This is a genomic window from Candidatus Litorirhabdus singularis (assembly GCF_026262625.1).
Lineage (GTDB): Bacteria > Pseudomonadota > Gammaproteobacteria > Pseudomonadales > Halieaceae > Litorirhabdus > Litorirhabdus singularis.
In genome coordinates this window covers 15,395-31,844 of record NZ_SHNN01000002.1, presented here as the reverse complement: position 1 = coordinate 31,844, position 16,450 = coordinate 15,395, and the positions used below count along the sequence as shown (strand labels likewise).

Sequence of the window (16,450 nt, the reverse complement as noted above, 5' to 3'; positions counted from 1 at the left end):
GGCGCCAGCGGGCTCACAACGCTCGACCTGAGTATTCTAGGATCTCATTACCAAGGCATGGCTTTGCCATCGTAGTTAAAGAAGCTTCCATTGGCCGACTCATCAAGTCCGGTAATAACCTTGAACAGTCCCGCGGCACTCTGCTCGGATGAGATTTGCCCGGCGCCGCCATTGATATCAGTTTTGACATAGCCTGGATGGAGTACCACAAACACCACCCCGGTCTTACCCTGATCAACGGCTAACGTCTTAGTGAAACTGTTAAGAGCCGCTTTACTGGCGCGGTAACCCAAGCAACAACCAAACGTGTTGAGCTGCATGCTCCCCATCATACTACTGACATTGGCCACTATTTTACCTTCGCTGGCTGCGACATTGGGCAACAAAGCTTGGGTCACTCGCAAAGGACCTAGCGAATTGACCTGATACTCAGTGAGAAGACCTTCAATATCCAGCTGTGAAAAATCACGCGCTTCAGGGCTCAGCATACCCGCATTATTGATCAGAATATCGATAGGCTGCTTGCCCACTGCACCGGCAAGTCTGGCGACACTTTCCGGGTCAGTCACATCCAACTGTTCTACTCTGACTGAAAGAGCTTGCAGAGCTGTGGCTGCGGCAGGCCTGCGAGCGGTGCCAATCACCGAATACCCCGCGTTGCTGAAAACCTCAGCCAGAGCCAGTCCTATCCCCCGGTTGGCGCCGGTTATCAGAACTGTTCCTTCGCTATCGTCAGCGGATACCGTCGCTGGAGTATATGTTGCAGCAATACTCAACAGTAAAACACTCATCAACTTGCGGGTGCGTTGGAACATAGTGACGACTCTCTCTGGAAAATGGTGATGGCAGTATAGAATGCCGCTGGCCGGAAAGGCAGAGCCCGGGCAAAGAAAACCCCACTGCTGAAAAATCTCCCCACAAGCACGCTTCGCTTACTCTATACTTTCCAATCATATCCACTTAAAAAGGCCAGCATCATGCGCAAAATTCTCTGGGGTCTAGCCATTACTCTCCTAGTGGTTAGCGCCGCTATCTTGAGCCTGCAAGCACCGACACAATGGCAGCCAGGAGAGGTAGTGCGTACCCCCCAGGACCGCTTCAATAACCTACCGGACTACCCTTTCGCCGCCAACTATAAGGAAATTTCGGGTTATCGGGTTCACTACCTCGACGAAGGCCCTCGCGACGGCAGCCCCATTTTGTTACTGCACGGCCAGCCATCCTGGAGCTATCTCTATCGCCATATGATCCCGCCACTGGCCGCGGCTGGGTTTCGCGTGGTCGTTCCCGATCTCGTGGGCTTTGGCAAGTCTGACAAGCCCATCGCCCAGAGCGACTATTCATACCAGATGCACGTCGACGTGATTACTACCCTGGTGCGTGAGCTTGATCTGCGCGATGCCACCTTCTTCGGACAAGATTGGGGCGGCCTGATTGGGCTTCGCGTTGTCGCCGATGAACCGGACCGTTTCGCCAGAATTATGATCTCCAATACCGGCTTGCCAGCGGCTGGCGGCATCGGCGGTTGGGTTGGCTATCCCTTGTTCAGAATGGCCGTATGGGCCAAGGGTGACGTCAACGAGCTGGCGCCCGAGGGTACGGATTTTTCCTTCGCAAGCTGGGTCGCCTACGCGCTGACTACCGATAACTTTGATATGGAGAACCTGTTCCAGACCGCCACCTCACGCGAACTGTCCAAGGCTGAGCTTGCGGGCTATGCAGCGCCATTCCCAGACGAAGCCCATCTGGCGGGAGCGCGCATCTTTCCCTATCTGGTTCCAAGCCAACTGCGGCAAAATGATCGGGCCATGCGTGAGGTATACGACCAGTGGTCCAAGCCTTTCCTTACGGCGTTCGGGGATTCAGATCCGGTAACAGCGGGCATGGATAGCCTGTGGCAGGAGCGCGTGCCAGGTGCTGCAGGCCAACCCCATGTTACTGTGCAAAACGCCAACCACTTCATTCAGGAAGACCAACCTGAACGTCTTGTAGAACTGTTAAGCGATTTTATCGAAGGCAGTTAAGCCCAGACGGTGAAGCCCTATGCGGACTAATTCATGCGTCCGCTTTCATCACCGTGCAGCTCAGGACAGCGGATACCCCCGGGAGAATCGATCAAGGCCACACAGCGATTACAGTGTGTACAACCACTGCGGTAGGACTTGCCCGCATCCAACGCGGCCTTGGCGTTATTCGCATAGGCTGGATCAGCCAGCAACGGACGTCCCAGCTGAACAAAGTCAACGCCCGCAGACATAACTTTTTCAAAACTCTCCATGGTTGAGCAGCCACCAATGTAAATCAGCTTGGCATTCTTCATCCGGTCACGTACCTGCTGCGCGCCTTCCATAAAGTACAGCTCTTCATAGGGGTAGTTCCGAAACATCTTCGGCCCCATGATTTTCAACCCGGTTTTCATGATGATGTTCTTTTCCTGCTCGATCATGCCGTGCACGATGCTTGGACCACGAAACATTTTCATAACATTCATGGAACTGGTACCACCACTGGTAATGACACCATCAATACCCGCTTCATCCAGCATACCGGCTGACTCAACGGATTCGTTCTGCTGCAGGCCGTCACGTACCCCATCCATCAAACTAATTTTGGCAACGACCGGAAAATCGTCCCCCACCGCTTTACGGACGGCTTCCAATGCTCGCAATGGCAGTCGCATGCGATTTACCAGGCTGCCGCCATACTCATCGTTGCGTTTATTGGTGCGAGGGCTAATAAACTGACTGAGGCCGTAGCCGTGACCCATGTGTAGCTCTATGGCATCAAAGCCGACTGATTTCATGAACACACCAGCGTCATAAAATGTTTGCACCATCTCGTCAATTTGCGGGTGAGTCATAGCGCCCGCAAAAGGCATACCGGCAGGTAATCCCAACATATTGATTTGTCTTGATGGGCCCATAGGGCGCTTAAGACGAGTGAGGTTTCTATTCTTCGAAAAATTGCCGCAGTGCGCCATTTGTCCGGAGACTCTGGCACCGGTAGCCTGCAACTTTTGAAGAGTGGCAGTTAGCTGCGGGCGAATGCCCTCGTGCATAAACATCATTTGATCATTGAGCCGACCGTCACTTTCAGTCGCGCAATACGCTAGCGTGGTCATACCAATACCACCTTCGGCGATACCCAAATGAAAATTCAACAGCTGATCTCCAGGCACGCCATCCGGGGTTTTACCCTCAAACGTACCCGCCTTTATCAGGCGATTACGTAATTCCAGCTTACCTAGCATGGCGGGCTGAAAGGCTCTCTGTAGATTCTGGCTCATCGCGCGCAACTTATTCGATACTTTGATGCAATAACATAGGGCATCAGATCAGATATTGAAATAGCCATAATCCCAATAGGCTCAATACAAAAAAGACTAGCAATCCATACGCCCACGGATCAACCTTGCCTGGTAGTAGATACCAACCATCCTGTTTCAGAGGTCGATTTTCCTCAGCAAATAAAGTTGCCTGACCCTTTACTGTGTATGGATGGTAGTGTTGCTGCCAGCCGTCCAGAAGCACACTCGCAGCCCAGCCAACGGCGACGGTGACAAACCCACCAATAGCGCAATACCACGGCCAGGCCACATCGGCCCATACTTCCAATGCCCACAAGCTGATAAAGCCTGCCGCCACGCCAATCAGAACGCCTCTTTCAGTCGCATGCTTGGAGTAAAAACCCAGCCCGTAGCAACCGAGTTTTGCGCCGACAAAAAACGATCCAATCTTACTTAGAATTTCCAGCACAGAGCCTTCACTGGATATGAACATCAAGGCCGGCACCACAATAAAAGCACCCCAGGCGACCGTGAAATATCGTGTGGCCTTGAGGTAGTGCCTGCTTCCGTTTCTCTGCCCCGTGTTGCACCGAACCAATGACGACCCCGGCTGAATGAAGTCCGTCCTGCAGTCAGCGCAAGGTGATCGCGCCCCTGTGGTATCTGACAGGGTCCATTGCTATTCTTGTTTAAGACCGCCAAAACGCAGCAGGCATCTTCGCCATTACGTTTGGTATTACTTATTCAGGCCTAACGACCTGCCCCGGGATTTTTATGAGCAATAAGAATGTAGAACACGCAGATATTGTGATTATAGGTGCGGGTTTCTCAGGAATGTACGCTATACATCGCCTACGCAACTACAAGGTTGTATGCCTTGAATCTGGCGCTGGCGTGGGTGGAACCTGGTACTGGAACCGATACCCGGGAGCACGGGTGGATATTCAAAGCGTTGAGTATTCGTATGGCTTCGACGAAAAACTGCAGCAGGAATGGCACTGGCCAGAGTACTTCTCCGCCCAGCCAGATCTGGAGCGGTATGCAAATCACGTCGCGGACCGTTTTGATCTGCGCGAGCATATCCGCTTTTCCAACCCAGTCAAAAGCATGCAATTTGATGAAGTAGAGAATCGTTGGCATGTTTACACAGACAACGGCGATCATTTGCTGTGCCGTTATGTTATTGCTGCCACAGGCAGCCTGACAGCTCCAAACATGCCGCCCTGGCCAGGCCGAGACAGGTTTAAGGGCGACATCTATCACACGGCTAGATGGCCGGCACAGGGCGTTGATTTCGCTGGCAAGCGGGTTGGTTTTATCGGCACCGGATCTACCGGCATTCAGGCTATGCCGATTATTGCTGAACAGGCCCAAGAGCTAGTGGTCTTTCAACGCACCCCGGCGTTTTGCATGCCCTCTGGAAACAGACCTCTTGACCAGGCTTATGAACAAGACTGGAAAGCCAATTATGAAGATCGTCGCAGACAGATGTTGCAGACCTACGGCGCTTCAATCATTGAGTATCCGACAGCAACAGCTGCTGAATGCAGCCCAGAGCAGCAAGCAGAAATTCTTGAGCAGGCGTGGAATTCAAAAAGCTCCTTTCAGCTGCTGTTTGCATTTCGAGACGTGATGACCAATGCCGCAGCCAATGAATTGGTCTGTGAATTCGTACGCGATAAAATCCGCTCAATAGTGAAAAACCCAGAAACCGCCACGTCACTCTGCCCAACTACCTACCCCATCGGCGGTAAGCGACTGTGTATCGGCAATGGTTACTACGACATGTATAACCGTGACAATGTAACCCTGGTAGACGTGAAAGAGTCCCCTATTGCCGAATTTACGGAATCAGGCCTGCGTACCTTGAGCGCAGACTACGACCTGGACGTGATCATCACCGCCACCGGCTTTGACGCAGTTACCGGCGCCATGTCCCGCATAGATATTCAGGGCAGCAACAAGTCCACCCTAACCGACAAGTGGGCTGAGGGCCCTACCACCTATCTCGGCGCAATGGTTTCCGGGTTTCCCAATATGTTTATGATTCACGGCCCTTCAACCCCGGCTGCTCAGGCTCAAATGATTACCACCGGTGAGTGGCAGGTCAATTGGACCGCCGATATCATCGATCGCATGGAGCATGAAGGCTTGGTGCACATTGATGCAACCGAGCAGGCTGAGCAGCAGTGGGCTGAGGAAGTCGACATGGTGTCAGAACAATCGCTGCACAAGTTTGCTGACTCCTGGTACAACGGCAAAAACATTGAGGGCAAGAAAGGCGGATTTATGATTTATGTGGGTGGGTTCCCGCGCTTTGCCGAGCTGTGTGATTCAGCTGTCGCCAATGGTTATGAAGGCTTTATTCGAAAATAGCCTGACTTTTCAGCCGACAAGCCACCTACAAGAAGCCGATAATCGAGTTGGACTTGCGTCCAGTGTTATGACGACCAAGGGCTTACACTAAAACAATGATATGCGCCTGCCGCGAGGCGCTGGAATCTTGTGCTCCTCAGGCAGCAAACAAATCCGCTCCATTCGATTAATGCTGCCGTCCAAGTATTCCCAGACCATCTGATCGCCTTCCAGATAGCGCGCTACCACTTTCGGCCCCCAGCCGAAGGCATAGAAGTTGAGTACCCCCTCCTCCCAGATCATGGAGGCGGAGGTCCGCATACAGAAATCTCTTGCGCCAACACTGAATAAGACAGCACCCTCGGTGTCGTTGGTGTTGAGACCCGCGCTGCTGTTAGGCCCGTAGTCATGAATAATCCCCGAGGATGTCACAACCACTCGGCTGCCGCATTGCTCCACTCGCTCTACGTGCCCCCTGTGCGCGCCTTCCACTGCGTGCCAAAGCCCGCGGATATCCTCAGCACCTGCTGGCAAGGGCTCAGTGCACTCGGCAAGAATAGGCAAGGGGAAGTGGCTGTAGGCACACCCGGGCGTATTGCCCTTGGCAATATCCTCCGCCTGTTTACCACTGCCATCCAGTTGAGGAAGTTCACAGTAATTGAGGACGCTACCATCACCGGCAAGCGCAGCCGGGTCGGTAGTCAACGGTGGGCGCGCAGAGAGGAACCCCAGCCAGAATATCAACAGGAACGCTCCGATCAGCGTCATTGCGCTTGAAAATAATAGCTTTCTAATTATCCCATCCTCCAATAAGCACTGCTCTAGTCAGCTCTAGTCAGCTCTAGTCAGCTCTAGAGAACTATCATGCCACCAAGCCTGAAAGCGCCAGCTATAGAAAATCTATCCGGGTAGCACAAGGCAAAATAGTAATTCCAGATAGACCGCAACAGCAATTTCGCCAAACATGCATATTGGCACTACCTATGTCATATTATATTTACATATTTCCTGGCTGCTAGTAAAGTCCTTAAAGCCAGCTCTCCGTAACGTACTCTGCTTATGCAGATTGCTCTAACTGGCGCGCAATTGTAGGTGCTAACACATATACTTCGATATCAGCTCAGCGCTTTCGATGAATTCTTCAGGAGTAGACAAAATGAAAAGGTCCATCTTACTTTCAATGACGCTTTTGGCAGTCATCATGCTCGCCTACTCCCAGCGCGCTACCATCGCGACCCAGTTATTAGAAAAAGGGCTGGAATCACGCCTGGGGGCAGACCGCGTAACGGAACTTGAAGATGGCTTACACTTGGCGCTGTGTGGCGCTGGCGGCCCACTACCCTCACCCAATGCGTCTGGACCCTGCGTGGCGGTCATTGCCGGCAAACAGCTTTTTGTCGTCGATGTGGGCACCGACAGTCCCCGCAATCTGGGTCGCATGGGATACCAGACCGGCAATGTGCAGGGCGTATTCCTTACCCATTTCCACTCAGATCACATAGACGGCCTCGGCGAACTAGCCACACTGCGTTGGGCAGGTGGTGATAACAAGCAACCATTGCCCGTTCACGGCCCTGTGGGCGTAGAGCGCGTTGTTGACGGCTTCAACATGGCCTACGCTCAAGACTTCGTCTATCGCAATGAACACCACGGCGACAGTGTAGCGCCACTGAGCGGCGCTGGGTTAGTTGCCAAACCCTTCACCAAGCCTGCCTTGGGCGAGCTCGCGACGCTTATCGATGACGGCGAACTTAAGGTGGAAGCCCTCGCTGTTGAGCACGCTCCTGTGGAGCCTGCTGTCGGCTATCGCTTCAGTTACAAGGGCAGGACGATCCTTATCACTGGCGATACCGTGAAGTATGCCAATATCGAACAGTTTGCGCAGGGAGTCGACCTGCTGGTACACGAGGCACTCGCGCCCAATCTGGTGAATATGATGCACGAGGCGGCTAACAAAAATGGCAACGAGATCCTCGCCAAGATTACCCACGACATTCTGGACTATCACGCCAGCCCGGTAGAGGCTGCAGAGACCGCCCGCGATGCCGACGTTGGCCACCTGCTCTACTATCACATCGTGCCGCCGCTTATCATTCCGGGTCAGAAAACGCTGTACCTGAACGGCGCTGAAGATATTTTTCCGAACTACACCATCGGCGCCGATGGTGTGGCGTTTTCGTTACCCGCCAATTCCAAGGAGATCATACAGACCAGTAATGGTCTTTAAGCCAGAAACTGCTCTTTGCGTCGCAGTTTGTCGAAGGTTGGTTCTGCACCTCCAAAGCTCTCCGCCATACAAACAAAAAGCACGGCACTAGGCCGGGTCTTTTGTGAGGGATTGCTCAGACCAGCCTCAGGGCTGTTCTGACCCCTGCGGGGCGTCCTCGCTACGCTGCGGGCGGCCAAACTGCTCCTTACGTCGCAGTTTGTCGAAGGTTGGTTCTGCACCTCCAAAGCTCTCCGCCATACAAACAAAAAACCCGGCACTAGGCCGGGTCTTTTGTTTGTATGGCGGAGAGCGAGGGATTCGAACCCTCGATAGGGTATTAGCCTATACGCCCTTAGCAGGGGCGCGCCTTCAGCCACTCGGCCAGCTCTCCAGAAGCGCGGCATAATACCACAATGGAGGGAAAATCAAAGGCCGAGAGGTCGGATTATTCGGGCTTATCGTCTGATTCGTCTTCGTCCTGAATACGGTTGTATATTTCTTCGCGATGTACAGCCACGTGCTTGGGAGCATTTACCCCCAGACGAACCTGATTACCCTTTACGCCAAGCACAGTTACGGTAACCTCATCCCCTACCATCAGTGTTTCACCGACGCGTCGTGTGAGTATAAGCATGTCTTGGTCCTGTATTCTGTAGTGACTGCGTCTGCCAACGGCAGCCCTGCTTCCAATGCGATCATCGCAGACGAATAAATTAAAAATGTGCCTTAAGTATCGTGCACATCACTGTAAAAGCAAGTATATAAACTAACACTTACTAATTAGTCAACAACAACGCCGGTAGGTTCCACTTCCAACTCAAATACGGAGTGCAGTGAGCGCACGGCTAACTCCAGAAACTTTTCATCAATGACGACCGATATCTTGATTTCCGAAGTGGTGATCATCTGTATATTGATTGCCACGTCTGCCAGTGCCTCAAACATCTGACTGGCAACACCAGCATGCGAACGCATACCCACGCCTACCAGACTCACTTTGGCGATCTTATCATCAGCGATCACTTCACGGGCATTAAGCTCCGCGGCAATCCTGTCCAGTATTCCCTTGGCACGTTCCATCTCATCGCGATGCACGGTGAAGGTAAAATCAGTACTGCCATCAATCGAGACATTTTGTACGATAACGTCGACTTCAATGTTCGCCGCACCTATAGGTCCCAGTATCTTGTGCGCAACTCCAGGGGTGTCAGGTACTCCCAGCACGGTCAACTTGGCTTCGTCCCGAGTAAAGGCTATACCGGCAATCGTAGGCGTTTCCATATCAGTTTCGTCCTCTACTCTGATCAATGTACCGGGGCCATCCTGAAAGCTATGCAGGACGCGCAGTGGCACTTTGTACTTACCTGCAAACTCTACCGCTCTTATTTGCAAGACCTTGGAGCCCATACTGGCCATTTCCAGCATTTCTTCAAAAGTCACTGAATCGAGGCGGCGGGCGCCGTCCACCATGCGTGGGTCAGTGGTATAAACCCCGTCAACATCAGTATAAATTTGGCATTCATCAGCTGTCAGCGCCGCTGCCAGTGCGACCGCAGTGGTGTCTGAACCACCCCGCCCCAACGTGGTGATGTTGCCATTCTCGTCGACACCCTGAAACCCGGCCACAACCAGCACATAGCCCGCATCAAGGTCGCCGCGCAGGCGTTGATCATCAATTTCGCGTATACGTGCCTTGGTATGTGCGTCGTCGGTCAGAATACGCACCTGGCTGCCATTATAAGACTTCGCCGGTATCCCGCGCTTGTTCAGCGCCATGCTAAGCAGGGCTGTTGTGACCTGCTCGCCCGTGCTCACCAAAACGTCCATTTCGCGGAGTGTCGGGGATGCTGAAATTTCCTGAGCCAAACCAATCAGGCGATTGGTTTCACCGCTCATCGCCGACACCACAATCACGAGCTGATGGCCGTCCTTGCGAAAACGTTCCACTTTATCGGCCACGGCTTCTATTTTCTCAATAGAACCGACCGAGGTACCACCAAATTTTTGTACAATTAGGCTCATAACACCATGAAATCTATAGTAATTGTTTCGCTGAGGCAGGCCTCAACGAAAGGGCGCGTATTAAACACCAAATTGAACAGAAATTAAACCGTCAGAAATACCAAGGGCGCCGCAGCGCCACTGATCTCAGAGTTGTGACTGAACCCACTCAGGTACCGCCGCCAATGCGGCATCCAGCCCCGCCACATCGCTGCCACCACCTTGCGCCATATCAGGACGACCACCGCCCTTACCGCCCAAACGCCCGGCAAACTCACGCATCAAATCACCTGCTTTGACCTGGTCAGTCAGATCTTTGGTAACACCGGCGCTCAAGGCTATCTTGTCATCCTCGACGGCCGCCAGCAGTATCACCGCACTGCCCAGCTTGTTCTTGAGTTGATCCATGGTGTCGCGCAGCGATTTCGCGTCTGCGCCGGCCACATTAGCCGCCAGCACCTTGAAACCACCGACTTCCACCGCGTCGCCGGCCAAATCGCCACCCGCTGAGCTGGCAAGCTTCTGCTTCAGCTGAGCCAGTTGTTTTTCCAATTCACGATTTTCTGTACGCAACGCTGCCACTTTATCGGTGACATTGCTGGAGTTGCCTTTTACGACATCACAGATTGCCGCAAGACGCGCTTCAGCTTCATCCATTGCTGCCAGCGCAGAAGCTCCCGTGACGGCCTCAATGCGGCGCACTCCTGCCGAAATTCCCGACTCTGAGGTAATGCGCAGCAATCCAATATCACCCGTGCGAGTGACGTGGGTGCCGCCGCAGAGTTCGACAGAAAACCCATCGCCCATACTCAATACCCGCACTTCATCGCCATACTTCTCACCGAATAACGCCATGGCTCCGGCAGCGACAGCGCTGTCCATATCGGTAACCTGAGTCTCTACTGCAGTGTTAGTGCGGACCTGTGTATTGACGATAGCCTCAATTTGCTTGATCTGCTCAGCGCTTACGGCCTCGCCATGAGAAAAGTCAAAGCGCAGTCGCTGGGCGTCCACCAGGCTGCCCTTCTGAGCCACATGGTCACCCAACACCTGTCGCAAAGCCGCATGTAACAAATGCGTAGCAGAGTGATTCAAAGCCGTTGCTTCGCGAACTTCGGCGCTAACCTCTGTGGTCAGTGTATCGCCCACACTGATACTACCTTGCTGCAACACACCATGGTGCAGGTGTTGATTACCGCCCTTGCGGGTAGTTGCTACTTCAAAATTGATGTCTGCAGCAGTCAGGTAACCACTGTCACCCACCTGGCCGCCAGATTCCGCATAGAACGGTGTACGATCCAGCACCACCACCGCGTTATCTCCCGCGCGGATGCTCTCCACTATCTCGCCATCGCTCAACAAAGCCGTTACCGTGCCAGCACCGGCCAGAGCGTCGTACCCGGTAAACTCAGTACTGCCTTCCAGCTCCAGCGCATCGTTGTAGTCGATGCTGAAACTGCCTGACTCCTGCGAACGTCTGCGCTGCTCAGCCATTGCCGCATCGTAGCCGGGCATATCCAGGCTCAGACCTCGTTCTCGTGCAATATCGTTGGTCAGGTCAACCGGGAAACCGTAGGTATCATAAAGCTTGAACACCACCGCACCTGGAATTTCAGACCCCGGCAGATCGGTCAGCGCTTCTTCCAACATACCCATGCCATTATCCAGGGTTTTTGCAAACTGCTCTTCTTCCGCCAACAACGCTTTCTCGATCCGCGCTTGTTCCTTGAGCAGGTCAGGATAGGCAGCGCCCATTTCTCGTGCCAACGGCCCCACCAGCTTGTGAAAGAACGGCTGCCGGGCACCCAATTTATTACCATGTCGAATCGCCCGCCGCACGATGCGTCGCAGCACGTAACCGCGGCCTTCATTGCCAGGCAGCACGCCGTCTAGCACCAAAAAGGCACAGGACCGAATATGATCGACAATCACATTCATAGAATTGTGTTCTAGCGAATCCAGGCTGAGCACCTCAGCCGCTGCTTTCAGCAGGTTTTGAAACAGGTCTATTTCGTAGTTGGTGTGCACGCCTTGCATAACCGCCGCAACGCGCTCCAATCCCATGCCGGTATCCACCGATGGCGCCGGTAAGGGCTCCATATTGCCCTGGCTATCGCGGTTGTACTGCATGAACACCAGGTTCCAAATTTCGATATAGCGATCCAGATCATCATCTTCCGAGCCGGGTGGCCCACCCGGCACTTCAGCACCATGGTCATAGAACACTTCTGAGCTTGGTCCGCAGGGCCCGGTATCACCCATCTGCCAAAAATTGTCTTCGTCCAGGCGTGATAAGCGATCGGGGCTGACACCCACCTCGTTAATCCAAATGTCAGCCGCTTCGTCATCGGAGACATGCACCGTGATCCACAGCTTCTCAGCCGGCAACCCGAGGGTGACGGTCAGAAACTCCCAGCAATATTGTATGGCTTCACGCTTAAAATAATCGCCGAAGCTGAAATTACCCAGCATCTCGAAAAAAGTGTGATGGCGCGCGGTATAGCCCACGTTTTCCAGATCATTATGCTTGCCACCCGCGCGCACACAGCGCTGGCTGCTGGTAGCTCGATTATAAGCACGCGGGTCCCGCCCCAGAAAAGTATCCTTGAACTGGTTCATTCCGGCGTTGGTAAACAGCAGCGTCGGGTCGTCTGCGGGCACCAGTGAACTGCTCGCCACACGGGTGTGGCCTTGCTCTTCAAAATAGGCCAGAAAGGCCTCACGAATCTCAGCGCTTTTCATATCAGGCATCGAGTCCTTGTGCCAATTGTGCTTCCGCCATGGTGCGGCCCGCAAGAATATGCAGATGCAGGTGATATACCGTCATACCCACGCCTTCACCATTATTAATCAACAGTCGGTAGGCCTCATCAACCCCCAACTGCTTCGCCACTGTATTGGCCGCCAGCAACAAATGCCCCAGCAGCGCCTGATCTTCAGCCTGTGCCGCAGACAACTGCGTGATCGGCTTGCGCGGAATCACCAGTACGTGCACCGGAGCCTGGGGATTTATATCGTTGATCGCCACACAGTGCTCATCTTCATAGATAAACTCCGAGGGAATCTCGCCACTGATGATCTTCGCAAATATAGTATCGGACATTGGCTTAACCCAGTTTCTCGTCAGCGGTAAGCTGGCGTGCTTCTGTCTCGAGCATTACCGGAATACCATCGCGCACAGGGTAGGCCAGCCCGCTCGCCTTGCAAACCAGTTCCTGTTGCTCGTCGTTGTACTCCAGGGGAGCCTTGCTTACCGGGCATACCAGTATGCTCAGGAGTTTCTTGTCTATCATGCCAGTGCTCGTCAGGGTTGTATTCAGGGCGCGTATTATATGCACTTTAGGGCATCGGTGGTACCAGCAGCTGCGGGTCTACCCGACGCCCGCGCCAATTCATCCGCCAATCGAGATGTGGACCGGTGGCGCGCCCGGTAGCGCCGACCTCACCAACAATGTCTCCAGGCTCGACACTCTGCCCAACCCGGGCCAAAACTTTGCTCATATGCAGAAAGGTAGACGTCACCTGGCTGCCATGGTCGATGATCAAAGTACCCCCGGAATAAAATAAATCAGGCTCTGCCAGCACCACAATGCCTGCGGCGGGCACCGATACCGGGGTACCCTTGGGCACCGCTACGTCTACCCCATAGTGAGGCCTGCCTGGGGTTCCATTGTAGACGCGTTGACTGCCATAGACCCCAGAGATGGGGCCCTGCACTGGCCACTGAAATCCGGCCATAAAGTCTGTACCGGCATGACTTTTACTGCGGGCATCGCGCACCAATTGGCCCTCACGTCGAATCCGCTCTAAATGCTCAGGGTCTGGCGTGACAGTTCGCTGGGGCACTCCTTCCACCCGCTGGATGTTGTACTCACGCGCGGCTACCTGCAGAGTCTGCTGGCAAGCCGCTGGCCCGCTGACCACCAACTCTGCCGTTGCTGCCTGATCGCGGCCAAAGCCAAATACCACCTCACCGCCTGCACCAACCTGTAACAATTGATCATCCAGCCTCACTTCACTACCTGACGCTACTTTCCCCCACAGCAGCGCGCCCTGTCTCGGCTCACCACTCAGTTCAACACAGGCACTCGCGAACGCCGAGTGACTGAACAACCCCAGCAGTATGAGGACTGTTAGTGTGCAGGGTGCCCGCTTACTGGACTTATAGGGTGTTCTGGTTTGCGGCATCAAAAACATCGTTATTCACATTCGGGGTTAGTGCAGTAACATACCCAAATGGGACGCTATCGACCACCCCGCGCACGCGGTTCTGCTTATATCACTCCGGAAGGAGAGGCTACTCTGCGCGCGGAAGTACATCAGCTGTGGAAGGTAGAGCGGCCAACCGTTACCGCTACCGTTCACGAAGCCGCCAAAAATGGCGATCGCTCAGAAAATGGTGATTACATTTATGGCAAGCGGCGCCTGCGTGAAATCGACAGTCGCGTGCGCTTTCTGAATAAACGTCTCGAAGAGTTAGATGTCGTGGACCGCCTGCCCTCGTCTACCGACAAGGTCTATTTTGGCGCTTGGGTAACACTGGAGAACGAAGCTGGCGAGACCGTCCACTATCGCATCGTGGGCCCGGATGAATTTGACCTGCGCCAACAAAAACTGAGCATGGACTCACCGCTGGCCAAAGCCATAATGGGCAAGCGGGTTGACGATGAAGCGGTCGTGCAGAGCCCGGAAGGCCCGGTGTACTGGAGCATTGTCGCTATCAGCTACGTGGCACCTGACTAGCCAGCCGGTTTACAGTAACGCTCAAACAGCGCCGTATGCTGAGGAAACTGCGCACTTAGCTGGCTCACACTACCCAGCTCCATATCAGCATATTCAAAACCCGGCACCACGGCCTCGCTGATCAAGCCGTATTCTCCAACACTTAGGTGAGTGCACTTCCAGGTGCCTCCGGGAACTGCCAATTGCAGTACCTCTCCCGCAGCGGCATCGCTGCCAAGTACGTGGCGCGACAAAACCCCGTCAGGTTGCAACAGGTAATAATCCAGCGCTGCTCCCTGATGAAAGAAATGCACAATGTCGGAACGATTGCGGTGCCAGTAACCCAGCGGCGAGTCGTCACTGAGCATATAGTAGATGCAGGTGAGGCTCAGCCTCTCCTCATCGCCAGCGGGATCGGCGCTAAATTGCTGACTCGCAAAGCTGCGCTTGAAGTAGCCGCCCTCTATATGCGCTTGCAGACCGAGCTGATCAATCCACTGCTGCTTATTCACCGCCAAGGACCGCCTTATGCAGTGGGCGCCAGCACGGCAAAGGCAAACCCTTTTTCCGTCAAAGGTGCCAGCAGGTCAGTCAGCTTGCGCAGGGAATCTGGCAAAGACTTGGGGCTGCGGTACTGCTTTCCAGGCATAATGACGAACGCCTTGGCGGATTGCTCTTTGCCGCCACGCCAGTACTTGGTACCAGGCTTCTTCTGCAGGTTTTTGACCCAAAAAGACTTATCACCGCGCACGGTACTGACCACAACATGGTCCAGAATACGGGCAGCCACCAGCGGCGTGCGACGTTTCTGCCCAGACTTGAAGCCGGTCGATTCAAGCAATATAAGACCTGCCGGTAAACAGCCTGGTGACCCTATGCCACGGCGGACAGCGGGTTCAACAACACCATTGAGACGACGGAAAAATTCACGTTCCAGTTTTTTCTGATCAAAAGCCATTTATAAGTACTCCGCTACCATTTTTTCCGATTCCTGCCACAGCCGCTCTACCAACTCTTCATTATCGGCATGCTTACTGTATGAGGCGCGTTTGCAATCGCTGAAATATTCTCCGGTTACACCGTCCAAATCCGGATGCGCCGCAACATAACACTGAGTTGCACTGCCCTGCGGTATGGTCTTTTCAATCAATCCGGCAAATATCGAGATGAAGCGAATCAGGAAGCCGCCGGCATCACGGCCCAAATTAGTTCGAATAATACCGGGATGCAGTGCGTTGGCAGTGACGCCGGTGCCTTCGAGTCGTTTTACCAGTGCTTTGGCTGTCATCAAATTGGCCAGCTTGGATTGACCATAGAAGCGCCAGGCATCGTAACCCAAACCCGCGTCCAGGTTGTCAAAGTCTATGCCGCGGCGATTACTGGTCATATGCGCTGCGCTGGACAGAATAACAATTCGTCCCTTGGCTTGTTTTACCGGCTCCAGTAAGTGCTGCAACAACAAAAAGTGGCCAAGATGGTTGGTCGCAAATTGCATTTCCACTCCATTCGCCAACGTCAATTCTCGCGGCGCCATAATCCCCGCGTTCAAGATCAGCATATCAATCGGCACACCCATAGCCTTGATCGCCAGTCCACACTCTCTAACCGAAGCCAGGTCGCTCAGCTCACAGGCCAGCGGTGTAGTCTCCCCGTCGATACCAGCACAGGCCTCATTCGCCTTCTCCAGCGTTCTCGCCAAGCCAATAATATGCGCGCCGCGGGCTGCCAGCACGCGCATCGTCTCCAACCCAAGCCCTGAATTAACACCGGTAATAACGGCCACCTGGCCACTGAGGTCAAGATCCTCGGTAACCTGATCTGCAGTAGATCGTTTGTTGAATGTCATTGTGTGTTCCTCATGTCGGACATCGAAGTGC

Annotated in this window: 17 protein-coding genes and 1 tRNA gene; 4 read left to right on the top strand and 14 right to left on the bottom strand. The window is 53.8% G+C overall.

The genetic code is table 11. The features are described 5' to 3' along the window. Window positions 1–47: 47 nt before the first annotated feature. Window positions 48–815, bottom strand: coding sequence for an SDR family oxidoreductase (locus tag EYC98_RS08530; RefSeq protein WP_279244925.1), 768 nt, complete (start codon window positions 813–815; stop codon window positions 48–50). 162 nt (window positions 816–977) lie between these two features. Here EYC98_RS08530 and EYC98_RS08525 point away from each other — a divergent pair, with 162 nt between their 5' ends. Next, window positions 978–2,024 carry a haloalkane dehalogenase gene (locus EYC98_RS08525; RefSeq protein ID WP_279244924.1) on the top strand — a complete coding sequence of 349 codons (1,047 nt, stop codon included), beginning with the start codon at window positions 978–980 and terminating at the stop codon, window positions 2,022–2,024. A gap of 26 nt (window positions 2,025–2,050) precedes the next feature. Here the strand turns inward: EYC98_RS08525 and EYC98_RS08520 are convergent, their stop codons facing one another. Both EYC98_RS08520 and EYC98_RS08515 read right to left on the bottom strand, forming a co-directional pair. Beyond that, window positions 2,051–3,286, bottom strand: a complete 1,236-nt coding sequence (locus EYC98_RS08520) for an NADH:flavin oxidoreductase (RefSeq protein WP_279244923.1) — start codon at window positions 3,284–3,286, stop codon at window positions 2,051–2,053. Between the two features lie 43 nt (window positions 3,287–3,329). Next, window positions 3,330–3,794: a hypothetical protein gene (locus EYC98_RS08515; RefSeq protein ID WP_279244922.1), complete on the bottom strand. Its 465-nt coding sequence runs from the start codon at window positions 3,792–3,794 to the stop codon at window positions 3,330–3,332. Between the two features lie 266 nt (window positions 3,795–4,060). Between EYC98_RS08515 and EYC98_RS08510 the strand changes: the two genes are divergently transcribed. Beyond that, entirely contained in the window at window positions 4,061–5,662 is a 1,602-nt protein-coding gene (locus EYC98_RS08510) for a flavin-containing monooxygenase (RefSeq protein WP_279244921.1), read from the top strand. An 87-nt stretch (window positions 5,663–5,749) separates the two neighbouring features. Here EYC98_RS08510 and EYC98_RS08505 read toward each other — a convergent pair whose 3' ends face one another. Then, a complete protein-coding gene (locus tag EYC98_RS08505) occupies window positions 5,750–6,409 on the bottom strand; it encodes a hypothetical protein (protein WP_279244920.1) in 660 nt (219 codons plus the stop codon). A gap of 388 nt (window positions 6,410–6,797) precedes the next feature. Here EYC98_RS08505 and EYC98_RS08500 point away from each other — a divergent pair, with 388 nt between their 5' ends. Beyond that, window positions 6,798–7,868 carry an MBL fold metallo-hydrolase gene (locus tag EYC98_RS08500; protein ID WP_279244919.1) on the top strand — a complete coding sequence of 357 codons (1,071 nt, stop codon included), beginning with the start codon at window positions 6,798–6,800 and terminating at the stop codon, window positions 7,866–7,868. Between the two features lie 282 nt (window positions 7,869–8,150). Here the strand turns inward: EYC98_RS08500 and EYC98_RS08495 are convergent. The 7 genes from EYC98_RS08495 to EYC98_RS08465 form a co-directional block, all read right to left on the bottom strand. Beyond that, window positions 8,151–8,241 (bottom strand) — tRNA-Ser (locus EYC98_RS08495). A gap of 54 nt (window positions 8,242–8,295) precedes the next feature. Beyond that, a complete protein-coding gene (gene csrA / locus EYC98_RS08490; RefSeq protein ID WP_279244918.1) occupies window positions 8,296–8,484 on the bottom strand; it encodes a carbon storage regulator CsrA in 189 nt (62 codons plus the stop codon). A gap of 146 nt (window positions 8,485–8,630) precedes the next feature. Then, window positions 8,631–9,872, bottom strand: coding sequence for an aspartate kinase (locus EYC98_RS08485; protein ID WP_279244917.1), 1,242 nt, complete (start codon window positions 9,870–9,872; stop codon window positions 8,631–8,633). 126 nt (window positions 9,873–9,998) lie between these two features. Continuing rightward, window positions 9,999–12,593, bottom strand: coding sequence for an alanine--tRNA ligase (gene alaS / locus EYC98_RS08480; RefSeq protein ID WP_279246055.1), 2,595 nt, complete (start codon window positions 12,591–12,593; stop codon window positions 9,999–10,001). 1 nt (window position 12,594) lies between these two features. After that, a complete protein-coding gene (locus EYC98_RS08475; protein ID WP_279244916.1) occupies window positions 12,595–12,954 on the bottom strand; it encodes a histidine triad nucleotide-binding protein in 360 nt (119 codons plus the stop codon). Window positions 12,955–12,958: 4 nt separating this feature from the next. Next, complete coding sequence (locus tag EYC98_RS08470) at window positions 12,959–13,144, bottom strand: Trm112 family protein (RefSeq protein ID WP_279244915.1); 186 nt, start codon at window positions 13,142–13,144, stop codon at window positions 12,959–12,961. A 46-nt stretch (window positions 13,145–13,190) separates the two neighbouring features. Beyond that, complete coding sequence (locus tag EYC98_RS08465) at window positions 13,191–14,039, bottom strand: M23 family metallopeptidase (protein WP_279244914.1); 849 nt, start codon at window positions 14,037–14,039, stop codon at window positions 13,191–13,193. A 48-nt stretch (window positions 14,040–14,087) separates the two neighbouring features. Here EYC98_RS08465 and greB point away from each other — a divergent pair, with 48 nt between their 5' ends. Beyond that, window positions 14,088–14,594 carry a transcription elongation factor GreB gene (gene greB, locus EYC98_RS08460; protein WP_279244913.1) on the top strand — a complete coding sequence of 169 codons (507 nt, stop codon included), beginning with the start codon at window positions 14,088–14,090 and terminating at the stop codon, window positions 14,592–14,594. Here greB and EYC98_RS08455 read toward each other — a convergent pair. Genes EYC98_RS08455 through EYC98_RS08445 form a run of 3 tightly spaced genes read right to left on the bottom strand, consistent with a single transcriptional unit; the run spans window position 14,591 to window position 16,419 of the window. Then, window positions 14,591–15,085, bottom strand: a complete 495-nt coding sequence (locus tag EYC98_RS08455) for a cupin domain-containing protein (protein ID WP_279244912.1) — start codon at window positions 15,083–15,085, stop codon at window positions 14,591–14,593. The genes greB and EYC98_RS08455 overlap by 4 nt on opposite strands. A 14-nt stretch (window positions 15,086–15,099) precedes the next feature. Then, the gene (locus tag EYC98_RS08450) at window positions 15,100–15,531 is read right to left on the bottom strand and encodes a nitroreductase/quinone reductase family protein (protein WP_279244911.1); all 432 of its coding nucleotides are present in this window, start codon (window positions 15,529–15,531) and stop codon (window positions 15,100–15,102) included. Continuing rightward, on the bottom strand, window positions 15,532–16,419 hold the full coding sequence (locus EYC98_RS08445) for an SDR family oxidoreductase (protein WP_279244910.1): 888 nt from the start codon (window positions 16,417–16,419) through the stop codon (window positions 15,532–15,534). It abuts the gene before it with no gap. Window positions 16,420–16,450: the final 31 nt, after the last annotated feature.

Bases quoted from the DNA above. Each gene is read 5' to 3' on its own strand.
- EYC98_RS08530 (WP_279244925.1), bottom strand. From the start codon at position 815: ATGTTCCAACGCACCCGCAAGTTGATGAGTGTTTTACTGTTGAGTATT.
- EYC98_RS08525 (WP_279244924.1), top strand. From the start codon at position 978: ATGCGCAAAATTCTCTGGGGTCTAGCCATTACTCTCCTAGTGGTTAGC.
- EYC98_RS08520 (WP_279244923.1), bottom strand. From the start codon at position 3,286: ATGAGCCAGAATCTACAGAGAGCCTTTCAGCCCGCCATGCTAGGTAAG.
- EYC98_RS08510 (WP_279244921.1), top strand. From the start codon at position 4,061: ATGAGCAATAAGAATGTAGAACACGCAGATATTGTGATTATAGGTGCG.
- EYC98_RS08505 (WP_279244920.1), bottom strand. From the start codon at position 6,409: ATGACGCTGATCGGAGCGTTCCTGTTGATATTCTGGCTGGGGTTCCTC.
- EYC98_RS08500 (WP_279244919.1), top strand. From the start codon at position 6,798: ATGAAAAGGTCCATCTTACTTTCAATGACGCTTTTGGCAGTCATCATG.
- csrA (WP_279244918.1), bottom strand. From the start codon at position 8,484: ATGCTTATACTCACACGACGCGTCGGTGAAACACTGATGGTAGGGGAT.
- EYC98_RS08485 (WP_279244917.1), bottom strand. From the start codon at position 9,872: ATGAGCCTAATTGTACAAAAATTTGGTGGTACCTCGGTCGGTTCTATT.
- alaS (WP_279246055.1), bottom strand. From the start codon at position 12,593: ATGAAAAGCGCTGAGATTCGTGAGGCCTTTCTGGCCTATTTTGAAGAG.
- EYC98_RS08475 (WP_279244916.1), bottom strand. From the start codon at position 12,954: ATGTCCGATACTATATTTGCGAAGATCATCAGTGGCGAGATTCCCTCG.
- EYC98_RS08470 (WP_279244915.1), bottom strand. From the start codon at position 13,144: ATGATAGACAAGAAACTCCTGAGCATACTGGTATGCCCGGTAAGCAAG.
- EYC98_RS08465 (WP_279244914.1), bottom strand. From the start codon at position 14,039: ATGCCGCAAACCAGAACACCCTATAAGTCCAGTAAGCGGGCACCCTGC.
- greB (WP_279244913.1), top strand. From the start codon at position 14,088: ATGGGACGCTATCGACCACCCCGCGCACGCGGTTCTGCTTATATCACT.
- EYC98_RS08450 (WP_279244911.1), bottom strand. From the start codon at position 15,531: ATGGCTTTTGATCAGAAAAAACTGGAACGTGAATTTTTCCGTCGTCTC.
- EYC98_RS08445 (WP_279244910.1), bottom strand. From the start codon at position 16,419: ATGACATTCAACAAACGATCTACTGCAGATCAGGTTACCGAGGATCTT.